The organism is Phytobacter sp. MRY16-398 (assembly GCF_003925915.1).
Lineage (GTDB): Bacteria > Pseudomonadota > Gammaproteobacteria > Enterobacterales > Enterobacteriaceae > Phytobacter > Phytobacter diazotrophicus.
Genome location: NZ_AP018756.1, coordinates 630572 through 647820, shown reverse-complemented (window position 1 = coordinate 647820; position 17249 = coordinate 630572). Strand labels below are relative to the sequence as shown.

The 17249-nt window shown below is 53.5% G+C and carries 17 protein-coding genes; 5 read left to right on the top strand and 12 right to left on the bottom strand.

Annotation, left to right across the window (positions count from 1 at the left end; translation table 11 throughout):
• Nucleotides 1-5 precede the first annotated feature (5 nt).
• A complete protein-coding gene (locus MRY16398_RS03140) occupies nucleotides 6-524 on the top strand; it encodes a type 1 glutamine amidotransferase domain-containing protein (protein ID WP_039077491.1) in 519 nt (172 codons plus the stop codon).
• On the opposite strand, the gene MRY16398_RS03135 is transcribed toward MRY16398_RS03140, so the two are convergent.
• The gene (locus tag MRY16398_RS03135) at nucleotides 504-947 is read right to left on the bottom strand and encodes a YhbP family protein (protein ID WP_071194451.1); all 444 of its coding nucleotides are present in this window, start codon (nucleotides 945-947) and stop codon (nucleotides 504-506) included. The two genes, MRY16398_RS03140 and MRY16398_RS03135, sit on opposite strands and share 21 nt — an antisense overlap.
• Before the next feature lie 53 nt (nucleotides 948-1000).
• Here MRY16398_RS03135 and MRY16398_RS03130 point away from each other — a divergent pair, with 53 nt between their 5' ends.
• Nucleotides 1001-1294: a GIY-YIG nuclease family protein gene (locus tag MRY16398_RS03130; RefSeq protein ID WP_071194450.1), complete on the top strand. Its 294-nt coding sequence runs from the start codon at nucleotides 1001-1003 to the stop codon at nucleotides 1292-1294.
• Here MRY16398_RS03130 and MRY16398_RS03125 read toward each other — a convergent pair.
• Together MRY16398_RS03125 and ubiT are read right to left on the bottom strand one after the other, a co-directional pair.
• Nucleotides 1291-1794: a GNAT family N-acetyltransferase gene (locus MRY16398_RS03125; RefSeq protein ID WP_039077488.1), complete on the bottom strand. Its 504-nt coding sequence runs from the start codon at nucleotides 1792-1794 to the stop codon at nucleotides 1291-1293. The genes MRY16398_RS03130 and MRY16398_RS03125 overlap by 4 nt on opposite strands.
• The gene (ubiT, locus tag MRY16398_RS03120) at nucleotides 1788-2312 is read right to left on the bottom strand and encodes a ubiquinone anaerobic biosynthesis accessory factor UbiT (protein ID WP_108702279.1); all 525 of its coding nucleotides are present in this window, start codon (nucleotides 2310-2312) and stop codon (nucleotides 1788-1790) included. The genes MRY16398_RS03125 and ubiT overlap by 7 nt, the downstream gene beginning before the upstream one ends.
• A 240-nt stretch (nucleotides 2313-2552) precedes the next feature.
• On the opposite strand from ubiT, the gene ubiU reads away from it, so the two are divergent.
• The 3 genes from ubiU (at nucleotide 2553) to MRY16398_RS03105 (ending at nucleotide 5586) form a co-directional block, all read left to right on the top strand.
• On the top strand, nucleotides 2553-3548 hold the full coding sequence (gene ubiU / locus MRY16398_RS03115) for a ubiquinone anaerobic biosynthesis protein UbiU (protein WP_125123818.1): 996 nt from the start codon (nucleotides 2553-2555) through the stop codon (nucleotides 3546-3548).
• A gap of 8 nt (nucleotides 3549-3556) precedes the next feature.
• Complete coding sequence (locus MRY16398_RS03110; protein ID WP_071194449.1) at nucleotides 3557-4435, top strand: U32 family peptidase; 879 nt, start codon at nucleotides 3557-3559, stop codon at nucleotides 4433-4435.
• A 143-nt stretch (nucleotides 4436-4578) separates the two neighbouring features.
• Nucleotides 4579-5586 carry a luciferase-like monooxygenase gene (locus MRY16398_RS03105; RefSeq protein WP_125123817.1) on the top strand — a complete coding sequence of 336 codons (1008 nt, stop codon included), beginning with the start codon at nucleotides 4579-4581 and terminating at the stop codon, nucleotides 5584-5586.
• 87 nt (nucleotides 5587-5673) lie between these two features.
• On the opposite strand, the gene mtr is transcribed toward MRY16398_RS03105, so the two are convergent.
• The 9 genes from mtr to infB all read right to left on the bottom strand — a co-directional run bounded on the left by mtr (nucleotide 5674) and on the right by infB (nucleotide 17227).
• Complete coding sequence (mtr, locus tag MRY16398_RS03100) at nucleotides 5674-6918, bottom strand: tryptophan permease (RefSeq protein ID WP_125123816.1); 1245 nt, start codon at nucleotides 6916-6918, stop codon at nucleotides 5674-5676.
• A 137-nt stretch (nucleotides 6919-7055) separates the two neighbouring features.
• Nucleotides 7056-8975, bottom strand: a complete 1920-nt coding sequence (locus tag MRY16398_RS03095; RefSeq protein ID WP_039077483.1) for a DEAD/DEAH family ATP-dependent RNA helicase — start codon at nucleotides 8973-8975, stop codon at nucleotides 7056-7058.
• Entirely contained in the window at nucleotides 8968-9048 is an 81-nt protein-coding gene (gene yrbN, locus MRY16398_RS03090) for a protein YrbN (RefSeq protein ID WP_103245196.1), read from the bottom strand. Before yrbN ends, MRY16398_RS03095 begins: the two co-directional genes overlap by 8 nt.
• Before the next feature lie 107 nt (nucleotides 9049-9155).
• Nucleotides 9156-10040 (bottom strand): lipoprotein NlpI, encoded by an 885-nt coding sequence (nlpI, locus tag MRY16398_RS03085; RefSeq protein WP_039077482.1) that lies wholly within the window; start codon nucleotides 10038-10040, stop codon nucleotides 9156-9158.
• 108 nt (nucleotides 10041-10148) lie between these two features.
• Nucleotides 10149-12284 (bottom strand): polyribonucleotide nucleotidyltransferase, encoded by a 2136-nt coding sequence (gene pnp, locus MRY16398_RS03080; RefSeq protein ID WP_071194447.1) that lies wholly within the window; start codon nucleotides 12282-12284, stop codon nucleotides 10149-10151.
• A 250-nt stretch (nucleotides 12285-12534) separates the two neighbouring features.
• A complete protein-coding gene (gene rpsO, locus MRY16398_RS03070; RefSeq protein WP_004385056.1) occupies nucleotides 12535-12804 on the bottom strand; it encodes a 30S ribosomal protein S15 in 270 nt (89 codons plus the stop codon).
• A gap of 144 nt (nucleotides 12805-12948) precedes the next feature.
• Entirely contained in the window at nucleotides 12949-13896 is a 948-nt protein-coding gene (truB, locus tag MRY16398_RS03065; protein WP_107223801.1) for a tRNA pseudouridine(55) synthase TruB, read from the bottom strand.
• Nucleotides 13896-14300: a 30S ribosome-binding factor RbfA gene (rbfA, locus tag MRY16398_RS03060; RefSeq protein ID WP_039077479.1), complete on the bottom strand. Its 405-nt coding sequence runs from the start codon at nucleotides 14298-14300 to the stop codon at nucleotides 13896-13898. Before rbfA ends, truB begins: the two co-directional genes overlap by 1 nt.
• A gap of 212 nt (nucleotides 14301-14512) precedes the next feature.
• Entirely contained in the window at nucleotides 14513-17227 is a 2715-nt protein-coding gene (gene infB, locus MRY16398_RS03055; RefSeq protein ID WP_039077478.1) for a translation initiation factor IF-2, read from the bottom strand.
• Nucleotides 17228-17249 lie beyond the last annotated feature (22 nt).

The window sequence follows — 17249 nt, the reverse complement described above, 5'->3', positions numbered from 1 at the left end:
GATACATGAGCAAGAAAATTGCAGTCTTGATCACCGACGAATTTGAAGATTCAGAATTTACGTCTCCGGCAGAGGAGTTTCGTAAGGCAGGCCACGAAGTGGTTACGATAGAGAAGCAGGCGGGTAAGACAGTGAAAGGTAAGCAAGGCGATGCCAGCGTGACCATCGACGAAGCGATTGATGACGTCCGGCCCGCCGACTTCGACGCCCTGCTTCTGCCAGGCGGACATTCGCCAGATTCTCTGCGTGGCGACAACCGTTTCGTCACCTTTACCCGCGATTTTATTAACAGCGGTAAACCTGTGTTTGCGATTTGCCACGGACCGCAGCTTTTGATTAGTGCCGATGTTCTGCGCGGCAGAAAACTGACGGCGGTGAAACCGATCGTGGTGGATGTGAAAAACGCGGGAGGCGAATTCTACGACCAGGAAGTGGTGGTTGATAATAACCAACTGGTCACCAGCCGTACGCCGGATGATCTCCCCGCGTTTAACCGCGAAGCATTACGGCTGCTGGGTGCCTGAGTCACGTATCCAGTGAAGCTTTTTACCAAAGCCCAGCGTGTTATCGGTGAATTTCAGCTCGGTGAGGCGAATTTCCCACATCGGCGCCGATAAAACGCGGGCAACAGGAAAGCGTCGGTTGTACTGCGCACGCGGGCCGACGCTTTCCGCCTCCTCAAGACGCCGAATCTCCCCGGTGAATTGCACGCCGCGAATAAGTGCGACCGTCTTTGGTTGCCCATTCACGGTTCCGGCAATGTTTGCCTGCAGGCCGGTCATCTGCGAATGACGCGTATGGTCCTCACTCAGAAGATAAAATGCGACTTTTTGCGGATCATAGATATAAAAAGCATTCGCACACCACAACTCCCCCCTGTTGGCCACACACCAGGTCACAACATGCTGCTTCGCCAGCCAGCGACTAATGGCCGCAAGAGTTTCCATTTCTCTTCATCCTCGTGTTATTTTTCTTTCACATTAGCACAATGAATGACGTTATGACGCTCTGGTCTCTTTATCTCATCCGCACGGCGGACAACAGCCTTTATACCGGTATTACTACCGATGTGGCGCGTCGCCTTATGCAGCATCAAAGCGGCAAAGGCGCAAAAGCACTGCGGGGAAAGGGGGAACTCACGCTGGCATTCTCCGCGCCAGTGGGAGAGCGCTCGCTGGCGTTGCGTATGGAGTATCGCATCAAGCAACTGACAAAACGCCAGAAGGAGCGCCTCGTTGCCGGAGATGGCATCTTTGAAGCGCTATTAGAAGGCCTGGTTACCGCAGCCGATTAGAAGCGATTAAAGTGCTCGTGGTATTCCACCAGCCCCTTCACATGATTTAACGCATCGTCTGCCAAAGGGTGAAGCTGGAAAGCGCTTTCGGTATCCGGCCAACGGCAATGCAGACCGAACTTCGCCGCAGGCTCAAAGCCCAGATGGCCGAAAAAGTCAGGGTTACCCAGCGTCACCACGGCGGCATAGCCAAACTCATTGAGTGAGTCCAACCCTTCGTATACCAACTGGCGAGCAAGGCCCTGGCTACGATACGCCTCATCGACGGCCAATGGCGCAAGGCCAACCCACTGTAAATCTTCGCCCTGCACGGCAACCGGACTGAATGCGACATAACCGATGACCTGCCCTTCATCATCCGTTGCGACAAGCCCAAGTGTAATTAAGCCGTCTTCGCGCAGATCGTGCACCAGCGTCGCTTCGCGCTCATCCGCAAAAGTGCGGCGCAAAAGCGCGTCGATTCCCGGTGCATCAATCCCAATTTCTACTCGAATCAGCATGGTTCACCTACAGAAGATTGTGGCGTTGAGTCCGGCGCTTGCAGGCCGGCTTCAACAAAATCCGCCAGTTGCAGTAGCATGATGCGAAGTGCTTTCGGCATCTGCTCCAGCTCAATGGCGTCCATCAGGTTTTTCACATACAACCCAAGCTCCGTGTCACCTTCAATGACCAGTCGGCGTTGAAAGAACAGCGTATCCGGATCCTGTTTGCGCGCGGCGATCATCAACAGGTCGCTGGCATCTGCGCTGAAACTGACATCAGCCACGGCAGACTCACGCACGATTAATCGTGAATTTTCAACCGAGGTATACCACGTCAGGCCAATATCGCGAACCTGGATACTTAACCAGCGGCCTTCAAGAAACTCTAGCTCCCCGTCTGCCAGCGCCTGTTGGAACTGCCAGCATAAGACCTGTTCCAGAACCTGCCGTTTAATGGCGAAAGGCGTCAGCTTAACCGGCACGCTCAACAAAGACGGGCCAACGTGAACGAGACGTGAGCGCAGTTTTTCCAACACGAGCATTACTCCCTGAAATGAAAATTCCTTCTATTTTGCCATATCAGATAAACGACATGGCGGCGTAAATCAACAATTACGTAAGAAGAATGCCTCGATTATTGATGTCACCAATACACAATTAACTGCCTCAAATCAAAAATTGTCGCTACCAGGTTAACTAAAATCCCAGTTCATTAACAATTTAGCGCCCCACGTGGGTTGCCAGGGCCAATACAGCCCCTGATTTCAGGATAAATTATGGAGTTGCTCTGCCCTGCCGGAAACCTTCCGGCACTCAAAGCGGCCATCGAAAACGGTGCCGACGCCGTCTATATCGGCCTGAAAGATGATACCAACGCCCGCCACTTTGCCGGTCTCAATTTTACAGAAAAGAAACTGCAGGAAGCGGTCAGTTTTGTGCATCAGCACCGACGCAAACTGCATATCGCGATTAACACCTTCGCGCATCCTGATGGTTATCAACGCTGGGAGCGCGCTGTGGATATGGCCGCGCAAATTGGTGCGGATGCGTTGATTCTCGCCGATCTGGCTATGCTGGAATATGCTGCAACGCGTTATCCCCATATCGAACGCCATGTTTCTGTGCAGGCATCGGCAACCAATGAAGAAGCCATTCGCTTCTATCATCGCCATTTTGACGTCGCCCGCGTTGTCCTGCCTCGCGTTTTATCTATTCATCAGGTTAAACAGTTAGCCCGCGTCACCCCTGTGCCGCTGGAAGTCTTTGCCTTTGGCAGCCTGTGCATCATGGCTGAAGGGCGCTGCTATCTCTCCTCTTACCTGACGGGTGAGTCGCCAAATACCGTGGGCGCCTGCTCTCCGGCACGTTTTGTGCGCTGGCAGCAAACCCCGCAGGGGCTGGAATCACGCCTCAATGAAGTGCTGATCGACCGCTACCAGGATGGTGAAAACGCAGGCTATCCGACGCTGTGTAAAGGCCGCTATCTGGTCGATGGTGAGCGCTACCACGCGCTGGAAGAGCCCACCAGCCTGAATACGCTGGAATTATTGCCTGAACTGCTGGCGGCCAATATTGCCTCGGTGAAAATTGAGGGCCGTCAGCGCAGCCCGGCCTATGTGAGTCAGGTGGCCAAAGTCTGGCGACAGGCCATTGACCGCTGCATTGCCGATCCGCAGAACTTCGTGCCGCAATCCGTCTGGATGAACACGCTGGGTGCGATGTCAGAAGGCACGCAGACCACGCTTGGCGCTTACCATCGCAAATGGCAGTAGGAAACACGATGAAATATTCACTCGGACCCGTGCTCTGGTACTGGTCAAAAGAGACGTTAGAGGCGTTTTACCAGCAAGCCGCAAACAGCAGCGCAGATGTGATTTATCTTGGCGAAGCGGTGTGCAGCAAGCGTCGCGCCACTAAAGTGGGCGACTGGCTGGATATGGCGAAACAACTTGCCGACAGCGGCAAACAGGTCGTGCTCTCGACTCTTGCGCTAGTGCAAGCCTCGTCAGAGCTTAACGAACTCAAACGCTATGTCGATAACGGCGATTTCCTGCTGGAGGCCAGCGATCTCGGCGTGGTGAACCTGTGTGCCGAGCGCAAATTGCCCTTCGTCGCGGGACACGCGCTAAACTGCTACAACGCCGTTACGCTGCGTCTGCTGCTTAAGCAAGGGATGATGCGCTGGTGCATGCCGGTAGAACTTTCGCGCGACTGGCTCATTAACTTGCTCGATCAGTGCGAAACGCTGGGTATTCGCGATCAGTTCGAAGTGGAAGTGCTGAGTTACGGGCATCTGCCGCTGGCCTATTCCGCGCGCTGCTTTACCGCACGCTCGGAAGACAGGCCGAAAGATGAGTGCGAAACCTGCTGCATTAAATATCCAAATGGACGCCGTATGCTGTCGCAGGAAAATCAGCAGGTGTTCGTGCTTAATGGCATCCAGACCATGAGTGGTTACGTCTACAACCTGGGCAATGAACTCAAGTCGATGGCGGGTATCGTGGACATGGTACGGTTGTCACCCATGGGGGAAGAGACGTTTGCCATGCTCGACGCCTTTCGCGCCAATGAAAATGGACAAGCGCCTTTGCCGCTGACAGCAAACAGTGACTGTAACGGCTACTGGCGACGTCTGCCGGGTCTGGAGCTCCAGGCTTAAGAAACCGCTCACTTTGTTAACAACAGTCATCAGATTTTAATGCACTATTAAAGATGCAGCTTTTCTGGCCGACGCATCCTGGATGCGCCAGGCTGGAAGAAGACCTTCAATCTGATGACTATGCTGTAGCAAAGTGAGCCGTTATGACCGACAAAACGATTGCCTTCTCGGTGTTGGATCTGGCACCGATCCCACAGGGCGCTTCTGCTAAAGAGGCCTTCGCCCATTCTCTTGATCTCGCAAGGCTTGCTGAAAAGCGCGGATATCACCGCTTCTGGCTGGCTGAGCACCACAATATGGTGGGTATCGCCAGTGCGGCGACATCCGTCTTGATTGGCTATCTGGCGGCCAATACCACCTCTCTGCATCTGGGATCCGGCGGTGTCATGCTGCCAAACCATGCTCCGCTGGTGATTGCCGAACAATTCGGTACGCTTAACACGCTCTATCCGGGCCGTATCGATCTGGGTCTTGGGCGCGCGCCAGGTAGCGATCAACCAACCATGCGGGCACTGCGTCGCCATATGAGCGGCGATGTGGATAATTTCCCGCGCGATGTTGCCGAACTGGTGGACTGGTTTGATGCCAACGACCCGAATCCGCACGTTCGCCCGGTGCCGGGTTATGGCGAGAAAATTCCGGTATGGCTACTCGGTTCCAGTCTTTATAGTGCTCAACTGGCGGCACAGCTTGGTCTGCCGTTTGCGTTTGCTTCGCACTTTGCACCGGACATGCTGTTCCAGGCGTTGCATCTGTATCGCACCCAATTCAAGCCTTCCGCGCGACTGGAAAAACCGTATGCCATGGTGTGTATCAATATCGTTGCGGCAGACAGTAACCGCGATGCGGAATTCCTGTTTACCTCCATGCAGCAGGCTTTCGTGAAATTGCGCCGTGGGGAAACCGGCCAGTTGCCACCACCGATCCAAAATATGGATCAGTTCTGGTCGCCGTCAGAGCAATATGGCGTACAGCAGGCGCTGGGGATGTCACTGGTGGGCGATAAGGCGAAAGTGCGTCACGGGCTGGAGTCTGTACTGCGCGAAACCCAGGCTGATGAGATTATGGTTAACGGACAAATCTTTGATCACCAGGCGCGTTTGCATTCGTTTGATTTGGCGATGCAGGTGAAACAGGAACTGCTGGGTTAGGTTTTTCCCGGATGCAGCGCGCTGTGCTTTATCCGGGTTACCCCACCCGTAGCCCGGCTAAGCAGAGCGCCAGCCGGGACAGGAGCATTAACGGTAAACCGGCAAAAGATCAAAGCTCGACAGCACATGCACCAGCGCATTGCCCACGCCAAACACAAGGATCAGCGCAATCATCGGCTTGCCGCCCCAGACGCGAAAACGCGGGCTACCAAAGCGTTTACGCGATGCGTTAGCCAGTAAAGCTGGCACAATTGCCGCCCAGATTGTCGCCGCCAGCCCCGCATAGCCAATTGCGTAGAGAAAGCCATTTGGCCACAACAAACCACCGACAATCGGAGGCAGAAACGTCAGCAGCGCGGTTTTAAAGCGCCCCTGTGCCGAATCATCAAAACCGAACAGATCGGCCAGATAGTCAAACAGGCCCAGGGTCACGCCAAGGAAAGAACTCGCCACCGCAAAGTTGGAGAAGACCATCAGCAGCAGATCCAGACTGCGGCTGTTCAGCACGCCGCTTAACGCCTGCACCAGCACATCAATATTGCCGCCCTTCTGGGCAATGCCGATAAACTCCGGACGTGGAATATTCCCCATCGTGCCCAACAGCCACACCATATACAGGGCCAGCGCCAGCAACGTGCCATATACCAGGCAACGCGCGATAGTGCGCGGATCTTTACCGTAGAACTTCATCAGGCTCGGCACGTTACCGTGGTAACCAAACGACGCCAGACAAAACGGCAGTGTCATCAGCAAGTACGGCGTATAGGACGCATTGCTTTCCGCCACATTGAATAATGTCGCGGGCTGAACATGCCCCAGCAAACTGCCGAAGGTGAGGAAAAAAGTGATAACTTTCGCCCCCAGCACAATCGCCGTCATCCGGCTCACTGCGCGGGTAGATAGCCAGACGATAAAGGCGACCAGCAGCGCAAACCCAAGGCCTGCAACACGAGGCGGGACGTTTAACGACAGCTCAGCAAAGGTGTGATGCAGAATAGAACCGCTCGCTGAAATATAAGCGTAGGTCAGGATATAGAGCACAAAAGCGATGGAGAGACCGTTAATCACATTCCAGCCGTTTCCCAGCAAATCTTTGGTAATGGTATCGAAGCTCGCACCAATGCGGTAATTGAGGTTCGCTTCCAGAATCATTAGCCCGGAATGCAGCATACAAAACCAGGTGAACACCAGGGCCGCTATCGACCAAAAGAACCACGCGCCTGACATGACCACTGGCAGTGAAAACATCCCCGCACCAATCACCGTTCCGCCAATAATCACCACACCGGCAAGCAACGAAGGGGTCGCTTGTGTGGTTGTCAGTGTTGCCATGCTATCTTCTCCAGTAAGGTAAAATACCGATGCATTGTACCAGTACAAGAGTACATAACAGATAAAAGAAACCCCGATGTTTTGCACCGGGGTTGTATCAATTACTTTACGAAGTGTAAAGCTGGCTTACTGCGCGATTATGCGTCACCGAAACGACGACGGCTGGAGCCTTCTTCGCGGTCACGACGCGGAGCGCGACGTTCGCCACTGAAGTTACGACCTTCGCTACGACCGCCTTCACGACGCTCACCACCGAAGCTGCGACCACCTTCACGGCGTTCACCACCACCGAAGCTGCGGCCACCTTCGCGACGCTCACCACCGCCACGACGCTCAGGACGCGGCTGTGCATCACCCAGAAGCTGCATGTTCATCGGCTTGTTCAGGATGCGGGTGCGAGTAAAGTGCTGCAGTACTTCGCCCGGCATGCCTTTCGGCAGTTCGATGGTAGAGTGGGTACCGAACAGCTTGATGTTACCGATATAACGGCTGCTGATGTCGCCTTCGTTAGCAATCGCGCCAACGATATGACGAACTTCAACACCATCATCACGGCCAACTTCAATACGGTACAGTTCCATTTCGCCAGCATCACGACGTTCACGACGCGGACGATCTTCACCACCACGCTCAGGACGGTCACCACGCGGACCACGGTCGTTACGATCGCCACGGCGTTCAAAGCGGTCGTCACGCTCACGGAATTCACGCTTAGGACGCATCGGCGCGTCTGGCGGAACGATCAGCGCACGTTCACCCTGTGCCATTTTCAGCAGAGCAGCGGCCAGCGTTTCGAGATCCAGCTCTTCACCTTCCGCAGACGGCTGGATTTTCGCCAGCAGAGCACGGTACTGATCCAGATCGCTGCTTTCCAGCTGCTGCTGTACTTTCGCGGCGAATTTTTCCAGACGGCGTTTGCCCAGCAGTTCTGCGTTCGGCAGTTCTACTTCAGGAATAGTCAGCTTCATGGTGCGTTCGATGTTACGCAGCAGACGACGTTCGCGGTTCTCAACAAACAGCAACGCACGACCAGCGCGACCTGCACGACCGGTACGGCCGATACGGTGAACGTAAGACTCGGAATCCATCGGGATGTCATAGTTAACAACCAGGCTGATACGCTCAACGTCCAGACCACGTGCTGCCACGTCGGTTGCAATCAGGATATCCAGACGACCGTCTTTCAGACGCTCCAGAGTCTGCTCACGCAGGGCCTGGTTCATGTCGCCATTCAGCGCGGCGCTGTTATAGCCGCTACGCTCCAGCGCTTCTGCCACTTCCAGGGTCGCGTTTTTGGTACGAACGAAGATGATCGCCGCATCAAAATCTTCTGCTTCCAGGAAACGTACCAGCGCTTCGTTTTTACGCATGCCGTACACAGACCAGTAGCTCTGGCTGATGTCCGGGCGAGTAGTCACGCTGGATTGAATGCGCACTTCCTGCGGCTCTTTCATAAAGCGGCGGGTAATGCGGCGAATCGCTTCCGGCATGGTTGCAGAGAACAGTGCGGTCTGATGACCGTCCGGGATCTCTGCCATGATGGTTTCAACGTCTTCGATGAAGCCCATACGCAACATTTCATCGGCTTCGTCCAGCACCAGACCGCTCAGTTTAGAGAGATCCAGCGTACCGCGTTTCAGGTGGTCAAGCAGACGACCCGGGGTACCGACAACAATCTGAGGCCCTTGACGCAGGGCGCGTAACTGCACGTCATAACGCTGGCCGCCATAAAGGGCAACCACGTTCACGCCGCGCATGTGTTTAGAGAAATCTGTCATGGCTTCGGCAACCTGAACCGCCAGTTCGCGGGTCGGCGCCAGCACCAGGATTTGCGGTGCTTTCAGCTCAGGATCAAGATTGTTCAGCAGCGGTAATGAAAACGCTGCGGTTTTGCCGCTACCCGTCTGGGCCATACCCAGTACGTCGCGACCGCCCAGCAGATGCGGAATGCACTCTGCCTGGATTGGAGATGGTTTTTCGTAACCCAGATCGTTAAGGGCTTCAAGGATAGGAGCCTTCAGGCCCAGATCTGCAAAAGTGGTTTCGAATTCAGCCATGTAGTACGTGTGCCTCGATATTAATGGCGGCCAGTCTACATAACTCATCGTGAAAATTTTCGGTAATTTTCATTAAAAGTGTGAACCGGCTCAAAGTAGGTGTATTAACGAACAACAACGCCCTCACCCGCGAAGGTGATGGCAATCAAAGTAATGATTACGGGCTGATGTGTACGTCAGCTATTGCTGGTCCGATTCTGCCAGGTCATCTTGCTCCTGGCCCAAGAGCGCTAATTCCAACAATGCATAACGGTGCTCAACAAAATTATGAACGTTGTTAGCCACCGCTAATTTGAACAGTGCCGCAGCGCTGTCCTTTTCCCCCAGACTTAGGTAGTACTTACCTAAATAGAAGTTGGTTTCACTGAGATGCTCAGCGAGCGAGGTGTTATCCGTTGCGTCTGCCTTCAGGCGGTTCATTAGCTCTTGTTCGCTAATATCGCCAAGGTAGAACTCGACAATGTTCCATCCCCATTGCTCTTTGCCCGATTTTTCGAAGCGTTGTTTCAGCGCTTCTTTAGCCTGCTTCTCATCGAGCTTCCGCTCAACGATGTAAAGCCACAGACTCCGGAAAGGGTCATTGGGATCGTCTTGATAAAACGCCAGCAGATCATCTTGCGCTAACTTATCGCGACCGCCGTAATATAATGCGATACCGCGATTCAAGTGCGCGTAGTTGTAAGTTGGATCAAGCTCAAGTACAGAATCAAACGCTTCATAGGCAGCATCAAAATTGCCTGCCTGCGTTAAATAAATGCCTAAGTAATTGAATACTTCCGGCATATCCGGTCGGATGGCCAGCGCTTGTGAAAAATCATTTCGCGCCAGTGCTCTCAAACCAAGACTATCATACAATACTCCGCGCTCATATAAAAGCTGTGCGCGTTCATCATCGGATAAAGCCCGACTGGCAAGAATTTGTTCCATGCGCGCCAGAATCACTTCTTGCTGCAAAGTCGGTTGCAATGGCACCGCGAGGACTTCGCTCTTACGCCAGGCAGAGTTGCTGCATCCTGCCAGCGTTAAAGCTGTCGCAACGAAACACCAGCGCAAAAAAGGCTTCATTTCCCACTCCCGAAGACAACAATTGGATGAACGTCCTGTCCCCCGGCTGCAAACACGGCGTCCTGCCAGTTAAATAACCCTCCGCTTTCGCGGAGGGCAAACACCATTTTACTCGCCCTGCTCTGCTTGCGGCGCTTCCGGCGCTGCTTCAGGCTGAGTTTGTTCAGTGGCTTCTTTAATGCTAAGACGAATACGGCCCTGGCGATCAACTTCCAGAACTTTCACTGGTACTTCCTGACCCATCTGCAGATAGTCAGTCACTTTCTCAACGCGCTTGTCAGCGATCTGAGAGATATGAACCAGACCTTCTTTACCGCCGCCGATGGCAACAAACGCGCCAAAGTCAACAATGCGGGTCACTTTACCGTTGTAGATACGACCTACTTCGATTTCTGCAGTGATCTCTTCGATACGACGAATAGCGAATTTCGCTTTCTCGCCATCGGTCGCTGCGATTTTCACGGTGCCGTCATCTTCGATTTCGATGGTAGTGCCGGTTTCTTCGGTCAGCGCACGAATCACAGAGCCACCTTTACCGATGACGTCTTTGATTTTGTCCGGGTTGATCTTGATGGTGTGGATACGCGGTGCGAATTCAGAGATATCGCCGCGCGGCGCATTGATCGCCTGCTCCATCACGCTCAGGATGTGCAAACGAGCACCTTTAGCCTGGTTCAGCGCAACCTGCATGATCTCTTTGGTGATGCCTTCAATTTTGATATCCATCTGCAGTGCAGAGATACCGTCGCGGGAGCCCGCTACTTTGAAGTCCATATCGCCAAGGTGATCTTCATCGCCCAGGATGTCAGAAAGAACAACAAAGTTGTCGCCTTCTTTCACCAGGCCCATTGCGATACCCGCAACGGCTGCTTTGATCGGTACGCCTGCGTCCATCAGAGCCAAAGAAGCGCCACACACGGAAGCCATGGAAGAAGAACCGTTGGATTCGGTGATTTCAGACACCACACGAACGGTGTACGGGAATTTATCCGCTTCCGGCATTACAGCCAGTACGCCGCGCTTCGCCAGACGACCGTGACCAATTTCACGACGCTTCGGCGAGCCAACCATACCGGTTTCACCTACGGAGTACGGAGGGAAGTTGTAATGGAACAGGAAGCTGTCAGTGCGCTCACCCATCAGCTCATCAATGATCTGCGCATCACGGGCAGTACCCAGCGTTGCGGTAACCAGAGCCTGAGTTTCACCACGGGTAAACAGCGCAGAACCGTGAGTACGCGGCAATACGCCAGTGCGCACGTCCAGACCACGGATCATGTCTTTTTCGCGACCATCGATACGCGGTTCGCCTGCCAGTACGCGGCTACGAACAACATTTTTCTCGATAGCGTGCAGGATGTCGCCCAGCTCGTTGGCATCCAGGGTTTCATCTTCTGCAACCAGCGCAGCTACAACGTCAGATTTAATGACATCAACCTGAGCATAACGCTCTTGTTTGTCAGTGATGCGGTAAGCATCGCTCAGACGCGCTTCAGCCAGAGCAGCAACGCGTGCGTTCAGCGCTTCGTTGACGGCTTCTGGCTGCCAGTCCCAACGCGGTTTGCCCGCTTCTTTTACCAGGTCGTTAATGGCCTGGATAACAACCTGCTGCTGTTCATGGCCAAATACGACTGCGCCCAGCATCTGGTCTTCGCTCAGCAATTCTGCTTCGGATTCCACCATCAATACCGCACCTTCGGTACCCGCTACCACCAGGTCCAGTTTGCTGGACTTCAGTTCTTCCTGGGTCGGGTTCAGTACGTATTGATCGTTAATGTAACCCACGCGCGCTGCGCCAATCGGTCCATTGAACGGAATACCTGACAGAGACAGTGCTGCGGAAGCACCAATCATAGAAACGATATCCGGGTTAACCTGCGGGTTAACGGAAACTACGGTTGCAATAACCTGAACTTCGTTAACGAAGCCTTCCGGGAACAGCGGACGAACCGGGCGGTCAATCAGACGCGCAATCAGGGTTTCGCCTTCGCTTGGACGGCCTTCACGACGGAAGAAACCACCCGGGATTTTACCAGCAGCGTAGGTACGCTCTTGATAGTTAACAGTTAACGGGAAGAAATCCTGGCCCGGTTTAGCTTTTTTAGCGCCCACAACGGTAACGAATACCGCAGTGTCATCCATGCTAACCATAACGGCTGCCGTCGCCTGACGTGCCATCATGCCGGTTTCCAGCGTAACGGTATGTTGGCCGTACTGGAATTTACGAACGATCGGATTAAGCAAAATATTATCCTTTCTTAATCTTAATGAATGACAGCAACCCCCAGGGATGCTGTCGTTTAAACCCGATCTTCCTGCATCCTCGCGACTAATGACAACCCTAACCCCGCTCTCGTGGGTAAAGCCTCTCATTAGCCGCGCGAACCTCTGCAACGAAGATCATTCATAGCAACAATACATTATTGTACTGTTAATTACTGCCGTCTGGTTGAAAAAAGGGGCCTTACGGCCCCTTTCTTGAAACTCGCAAGAATTAGCGACGCAGACCCAGACGCTCGATCAGCGCGGTGTAGCGTGCAACATCTTTACGTTTCAGGTAGTCGAGCAGTTTACGACGCTGAGAAACCATACGCAGCAGACCACGACGGCTGTGGTGATCTTTTTTGTGCTCTGCAAAGTGGCCCTGCAGGTGGTTGATCTGTGCAGTCAGCAGTGCAACCTGAACTTCGGTAGAACCGCTGTCGTTTTCGCCACGACCAAACTCAGAAACGATTTTTGCTTTAGCTTCAACGCTTAGAGACATTTTGTACTCCAGTGATAAAAAAATGAGAGGGTGCCGATCTCTAATTCAGCAACCCCGGAATTAATACCAGATATTGTTAAACAATTGACCCGGCATTAAGCGCCAATATTCTACTCTCAGTGACTGGTTATCGCAAGACGAGGCTTAGACTGGCGGGTACTCAACCACCAGACGACGCGGAGCAACACGCCCTTCGTCATCCATTTCGCCCATACCGATAAATTTCGCCTCTTCACCTTCAGTGACACGCACCAGACCTTCATGCGGCACACCGGTTGTTCGCACAGGATTACCGTTGCGGAAGTAAACCGACGAAGTCAACGGAAGGTTAACAACAGGGTAGTCAGCTGCCGGGCTATCCATGGGCATTAACAGCGGATCGAGTAATTGAGCCGCCGGGATATCACGCTGCTCAGCTTGCGCGACCAGCTCATGCAATTGTTCCAGCGTCACCATTCGCTCAGCAGGATATTTACTCACCGCCAGACGGCGCAGATAAATCACATGTGCGCCACAGCCCAGTTTCTCACCCAGATCGTCAACAATTGTACGAATATAGGTGCCTTTCGAGCAGTGAACTTCCAGTTCCAGTTCATCGCCTTCGTGGCGGATGAACAACAGTTCATACACCGTAATAGGTCGGGCTTCACGTGGAACTTCGATACCCTGGCGCGCGTATTCATACAGCTTTTTGCCCTGATATTTCAGTGCAGAATACATTGAGGGTATTTGTTCGATATCGCCACGAAAGGTCTCCAGCGCGGCGGCCAGTTGCTCAGCGCTAAAATCGACCGGACGCTCTTCGACGATTTGACCATCAGCATCAGAAGTATCGGTGCGCTGGCCCAGCTTCGCAACCACACGGTAACGCTTGTCAGAATCCAGCAGATACTGGGAGAACTTTGTCGCCTCACCCAGACAAACCGGTAGCATACCTGTTGCCAGAGGATCCAACGCGCCAGTATGCCCGGCGCGATTGGCATTAAAGAGACGTTTAACTTTTTGCAGTACATCATTGCTGGATGCGCCTTGCGGTTTATCCAGCAACAGCACGCCGTGCACATCGCGACCGCGACGACGAGGACGACTCATCAGTCCTCCTTGCTGTCGTCCGTTGGGTTCACACGACGTTCATCGTCATGTTTCACCACGCTGGTGACGAGGTTAGACATACGCATCCCTTCCACCAGTGAGTTGTCGTAGAAGAAAGTCAGTTCTGGCACGATACGCAGGCGCATAGCTTTGCCGAGCAGCGTACGGATGAAACCGGATGCTTCCTGCAGCGCTTTGATGCCCGCTTTAACGGCGGCTTCATCTTTGTCGTTCAGGAAGGTCACAAACACTTTGGCATAGGCCAGATCGCGAGAGACTTCAACGCCCGATACAGTCGTCATCATGCCAACACGCGGGTCTTTAATTTCGCGCTGCAGGATGATGGCGATTTCTTTCTGCATCTCCTGGGCTACGCGCTGTGGGCGACCAAATTCTTTCGCCATAATAAATTCTCCAGACAAAAAAGGGGCTTATAGCCCCTTTTGAAATTCATACCGGGTGGCGCTGCGCTTCCCCGGTCTACGCTAATCAATTTTCTAAGCTTTTGGGATTCCGGCAAGGCGGCACGCTCATCAATCCCCGGGAGCATAGATAACTATGTGACCGGGGTGAGTGAACGTAACCAACACAGTGGCGGCCCAAAAGCCAACGAAAATTAATCGATGCTACGTTGGATCTCGATAATTTCGAACACTTCGATCATATCGCCAACGCGAACGTCGTTGTAGTTCTTAACGCCGATACCACATTCCATGCCGTTACGGACTTCGTTAACGTCATCTTTGAAGCGGCGCAGGGATTCCAGCTCGCCTTCATAGATAACCACGTTGTCACGCAGGACGCGGATTGGGTTATGACGTTTAATCGTGCCTTCGGTAACCATACAGCCCGCGATCGCACCGAATTTCGGTGATTTGAACACGTCACGAACCTCAGCCAGACCAATGATCTGCTGTTTCAGTTCCGGAGACAGCATGCCGCTCATCGCTGCTTTCACTTCGTCGATCAGGTTATAGATGACGGAGTAGTAACGCAGATCCAGACCTTCGGCTTCGATCACGCGGCGCGCAGAGGCGTCGGCACGAACGTTAAAGCCAACCAGAATGGCATTCGAAGCCGTTGCAAGGGTAGCATCGGTTTCGGTGATACCACCAACACCGGAACCTACGATCTTCACTTTCACTTCGTCAGTAGACAGTTTCAGCAGAGAATCGGTGATAGCTTCCACAGAACCCTGAACGTCCGCTTTCAGAACGACGTTCACTTCGTGGACTTCGCCTTCGGTCATGTTGGCGAACATATTTTCCAGTTTGGATTTCTGCTGACGCGCCAGTTTGACTTCGCGGAATTTACCCTGACGATACAGTGCAACTTCACGCGCTTTCTTCTCGTCGCGAACAACCGTCGCTTCATCACCCGCTGCCGGAACACCAGACAGGCCGAGGATTTCAACCGGAATAGACGGACCCGCTTCGCTAACTTCACGACCAAGCTCATCACGCATCGCACGTACGCGGCCATATTCAAAGCCACACAGAACGATATCGCCTTTATGCAGAGTACCTTCGCGTACCAGAACGGAAGCAACCGGACCACGACCTTTATCCAGGAAGGATTCGATCACAACACCGCTCGCCATACCGGTACGGATAGCTTTCAGCTCAAGGACCTCAGCCTGCAGCAGGATAGCGTCGAGCAGCTCGTCGATACCGGTACCCGCTTTCGCAGATACATGAACGAACTGGCTTTCGCCGCCCCACTCTTCCGGCATAATGCCGTACTGGGACAATTCATTCTTAACGCGATCCGGATCCGCTTCTGGCTTATCGATTTTGTTCACTGCAACAACAACCGGTACCTGCGCCGCTTTTGCGTGCTGAATAGCTTCGATTGTTTGCGGCATCACGCCATCGTCAGCAGCCACAACCAGAACCACGATATCCGTTGCCTGCGCACCACGTGCACGCATCGCGGTAAACGCGGCGTGGCCCGGGGTATCCAGGAAGGTGATCATGCCGTTTTCGGTTTCGACGTGGTATGCACCGATGTGCTGGGTAATGCCGCCCGCTTCACCTGAGGCTACTTTCGTTGAACGAATGTAGTCCAGCAGAGAGGTTTTACCGTGGTCAACGTGACCCATGATGGTCACGACTGGCGCACGCGGTTCAGCCGCAGCACCCGTATCACGGTCGCTCATTACCGCTTCTTCCAGTTCGTTTTCACGACGGAGGATAACTTTGTGGCCCATTTCTTCGGCTACAAGCTGCGCGGTTTCCTGGTCGATAACCTGGTTGATGGTGGCCATTGCGCCCAGTTTCATCATCGCTTTGATGACCTGAGAGCCTTTCACCGCCATTTTGTTAGCCAGCTCGCCAACGGTCAGCGTTTCACCGATCACAACGTCACGGTTAACTGCCTGCGCAGGCTTCTGGAAGCTCTGTTGCAGCGCAGAACCTTTACGCTGTTTGCCGCCTTTACCACCGCGAATGGCCGCACGGGCTTCTTCACGATCGGCTTTGCTTTCGGCATGCTTGTTGCCTTTTTTCGCTGGGCGTGCCGCTTTCGCGTTACGACCACGACCACGACCACCTTCGACTTCACGGTCGCTATCGTCCTCAGCCTGGCGTGCATGGTGAGAAGTGGTTACATGATAGTCGCTGCTTTCTTCTTCTTTATCGCTGCTGGCATTCCAACGGGATTCGTTTTCCTCAGCCATGCGACGAGCTTCTTCCGCTACGCGACGCGCATTTTCTTCCAGCTTACGACGAGCCTCCTCTTCCGCTTTGCGCTTAAGATCTTGCGCTTCAGCTTCACGACGGGCTTTTTCACCCTGGGCTGTCCTGGTCATTTCGTCAGATTGTTGGTTGCTCACTTTGCTATTTTCCGCAGCTTCACGTTTTGCTTTATCAGCAGACTCGCGTTTGGCTTTTTCATCCGCTTCACGCTTCGCTCTTTCTTCGGCATCACGTTTGGCTTTTTCCTCGGCTTCGCGCTTAGCAGCTTCCTCTGCTTCACGACGGGCCTTATCCTCCGCTTCACGCTTCGCCTCTTCTTCCGCTGCGAGACGTTCCGCCTCTTGTGGATCGCGTTTTACAAAGGTGCGTTTTTTACGGACTTCGATCTGCACCGATTTACTTTTCCCACCGGTGCCCTGAATGCTTAATGTGCTACGCGTCTTGCGCTGCAACGTCAGCTTGTCAGGACCTGAGCCGTGTTCACGGTTCAGATGCGCTAACAGCGTCTGTTTTTCTTGTGCCGTCACTGAGTCTTCAGCGGACTTACGGATCCCTGCATCAGCAAATTGCTGTACCAGGCGGTCCACAGAGGTCTGAATCTCAGCGGCCAGCGTTTTTACGGTTACATCTGTCATGCTGTTCCTTCCTGCTACAGTT

Excerpts from the sequence above, each read along its gene's own strand:
- MRY16398_RS03140 (WP_039077491.1), top strand. The coding sequence starts at position 6 with ATGAGCAAGAAAATTGCAGTCTTGATCACCGACGAATTTGAAGATTCA.
- MRY16398_RS03135 (WP_071194451.1), bottom strand. The coding sequence starts at position 947 with ATGGAAACTCTTGCGGCCATTAGTCGCTGGCTGGCGAAGCAGCATGTT.
- MRY16398_RS03130 (WP_071194450.1), top strand. The coding sequence starts at position 1,001 with ATGACGCTCTGGTCTCTTTATCTCATCCGCACGGCGGACAACAGCCTT.
- MRY16398_RS03125 (WP_039077488.1), bottom strand. The coding sequence starts at position 1,794 with ATGCTGATTCGAGTAGAAATTGGGATTGATGCACCGGGAATCGACGCG.
- ubiU (WP_125123818.1), top strand. The coding sequence starts at position 2,553 with ATGGAGTTGCTCTGCCCTGCCGGAAACCTTCCGGCACTCAAAGCGGCC.
- MRY16398_RS03110 (WP_071194449.1), top strand. The coding sequence starts at position 3,557 with ATGAAATATTCACTCGGACCCGTGCTCTGGTACTGGTCAAAAGAGACG.
- MRY16398_RS03105 (WP_125123817.1), top strand. The coding sequence starts at position 4,579 with ATGACCGACAAAACGATTGCCTTCTCGGTGTTGGATCTGGCACCGATC.
- mtr (WP_125123816.1), bottom strand. The coding sequence starts at position 6,918 with ATGGCAACACTGACAACCACACAAGCGACCCCTTCGTTGCTTGCCGGT.
- MRY16398_RS03095 (WP_039077483.1), bottom strand. The coding sequence starts at position 8,975 with ATGGCTGAATTCGAAACCACTTTTGCAGATCTGGGCCTGAAGGCTCCT.
- yrbN (WP_103245196.1), bottom strand. The coding sequence starts at position 9,048 with ATGAAAATTACCGAAAATTTTCACGATGAGTTATGTAGACTGGCCGCC.
- nlpI (WP_039077482.1), bottom strand. The coding sequence starts at position 10,040 with ATGAAGCCTTTTTTGCGCTGGTGTTTCGTTGCGACAGCTTTAACGCTG.
- rpsO (WP_004385056.1), bottom strand. The coding sequence starts at position 12,804 with ATGTCTCTAAGCGTTGAAGCTAAAGCAAAAATCGTTTCTGAGTTTGGT.
- truB (WP_107223801.1), bottom strand. The coding sequence starts at position 13,896 with ATGAGTCGTCCTCGTCGTCGCGGTCGCGATGTGCACGGCGTGCTGTTG.
- rbfA (WP_039077479.1), bottom strand. The coding sequence starts at position 14,300 with ATGGCGAAAGAATTTGGTCGCCCACAGCGCGTAGCCCAGGAGATGCAG.
- infB (WP_039077478.1), bottom strand. The coding sequence starts at position 17,227 with ATGACAGATGTAACCGTAAAAACGCTGGCCGCTGAGATTCAGACCTCT.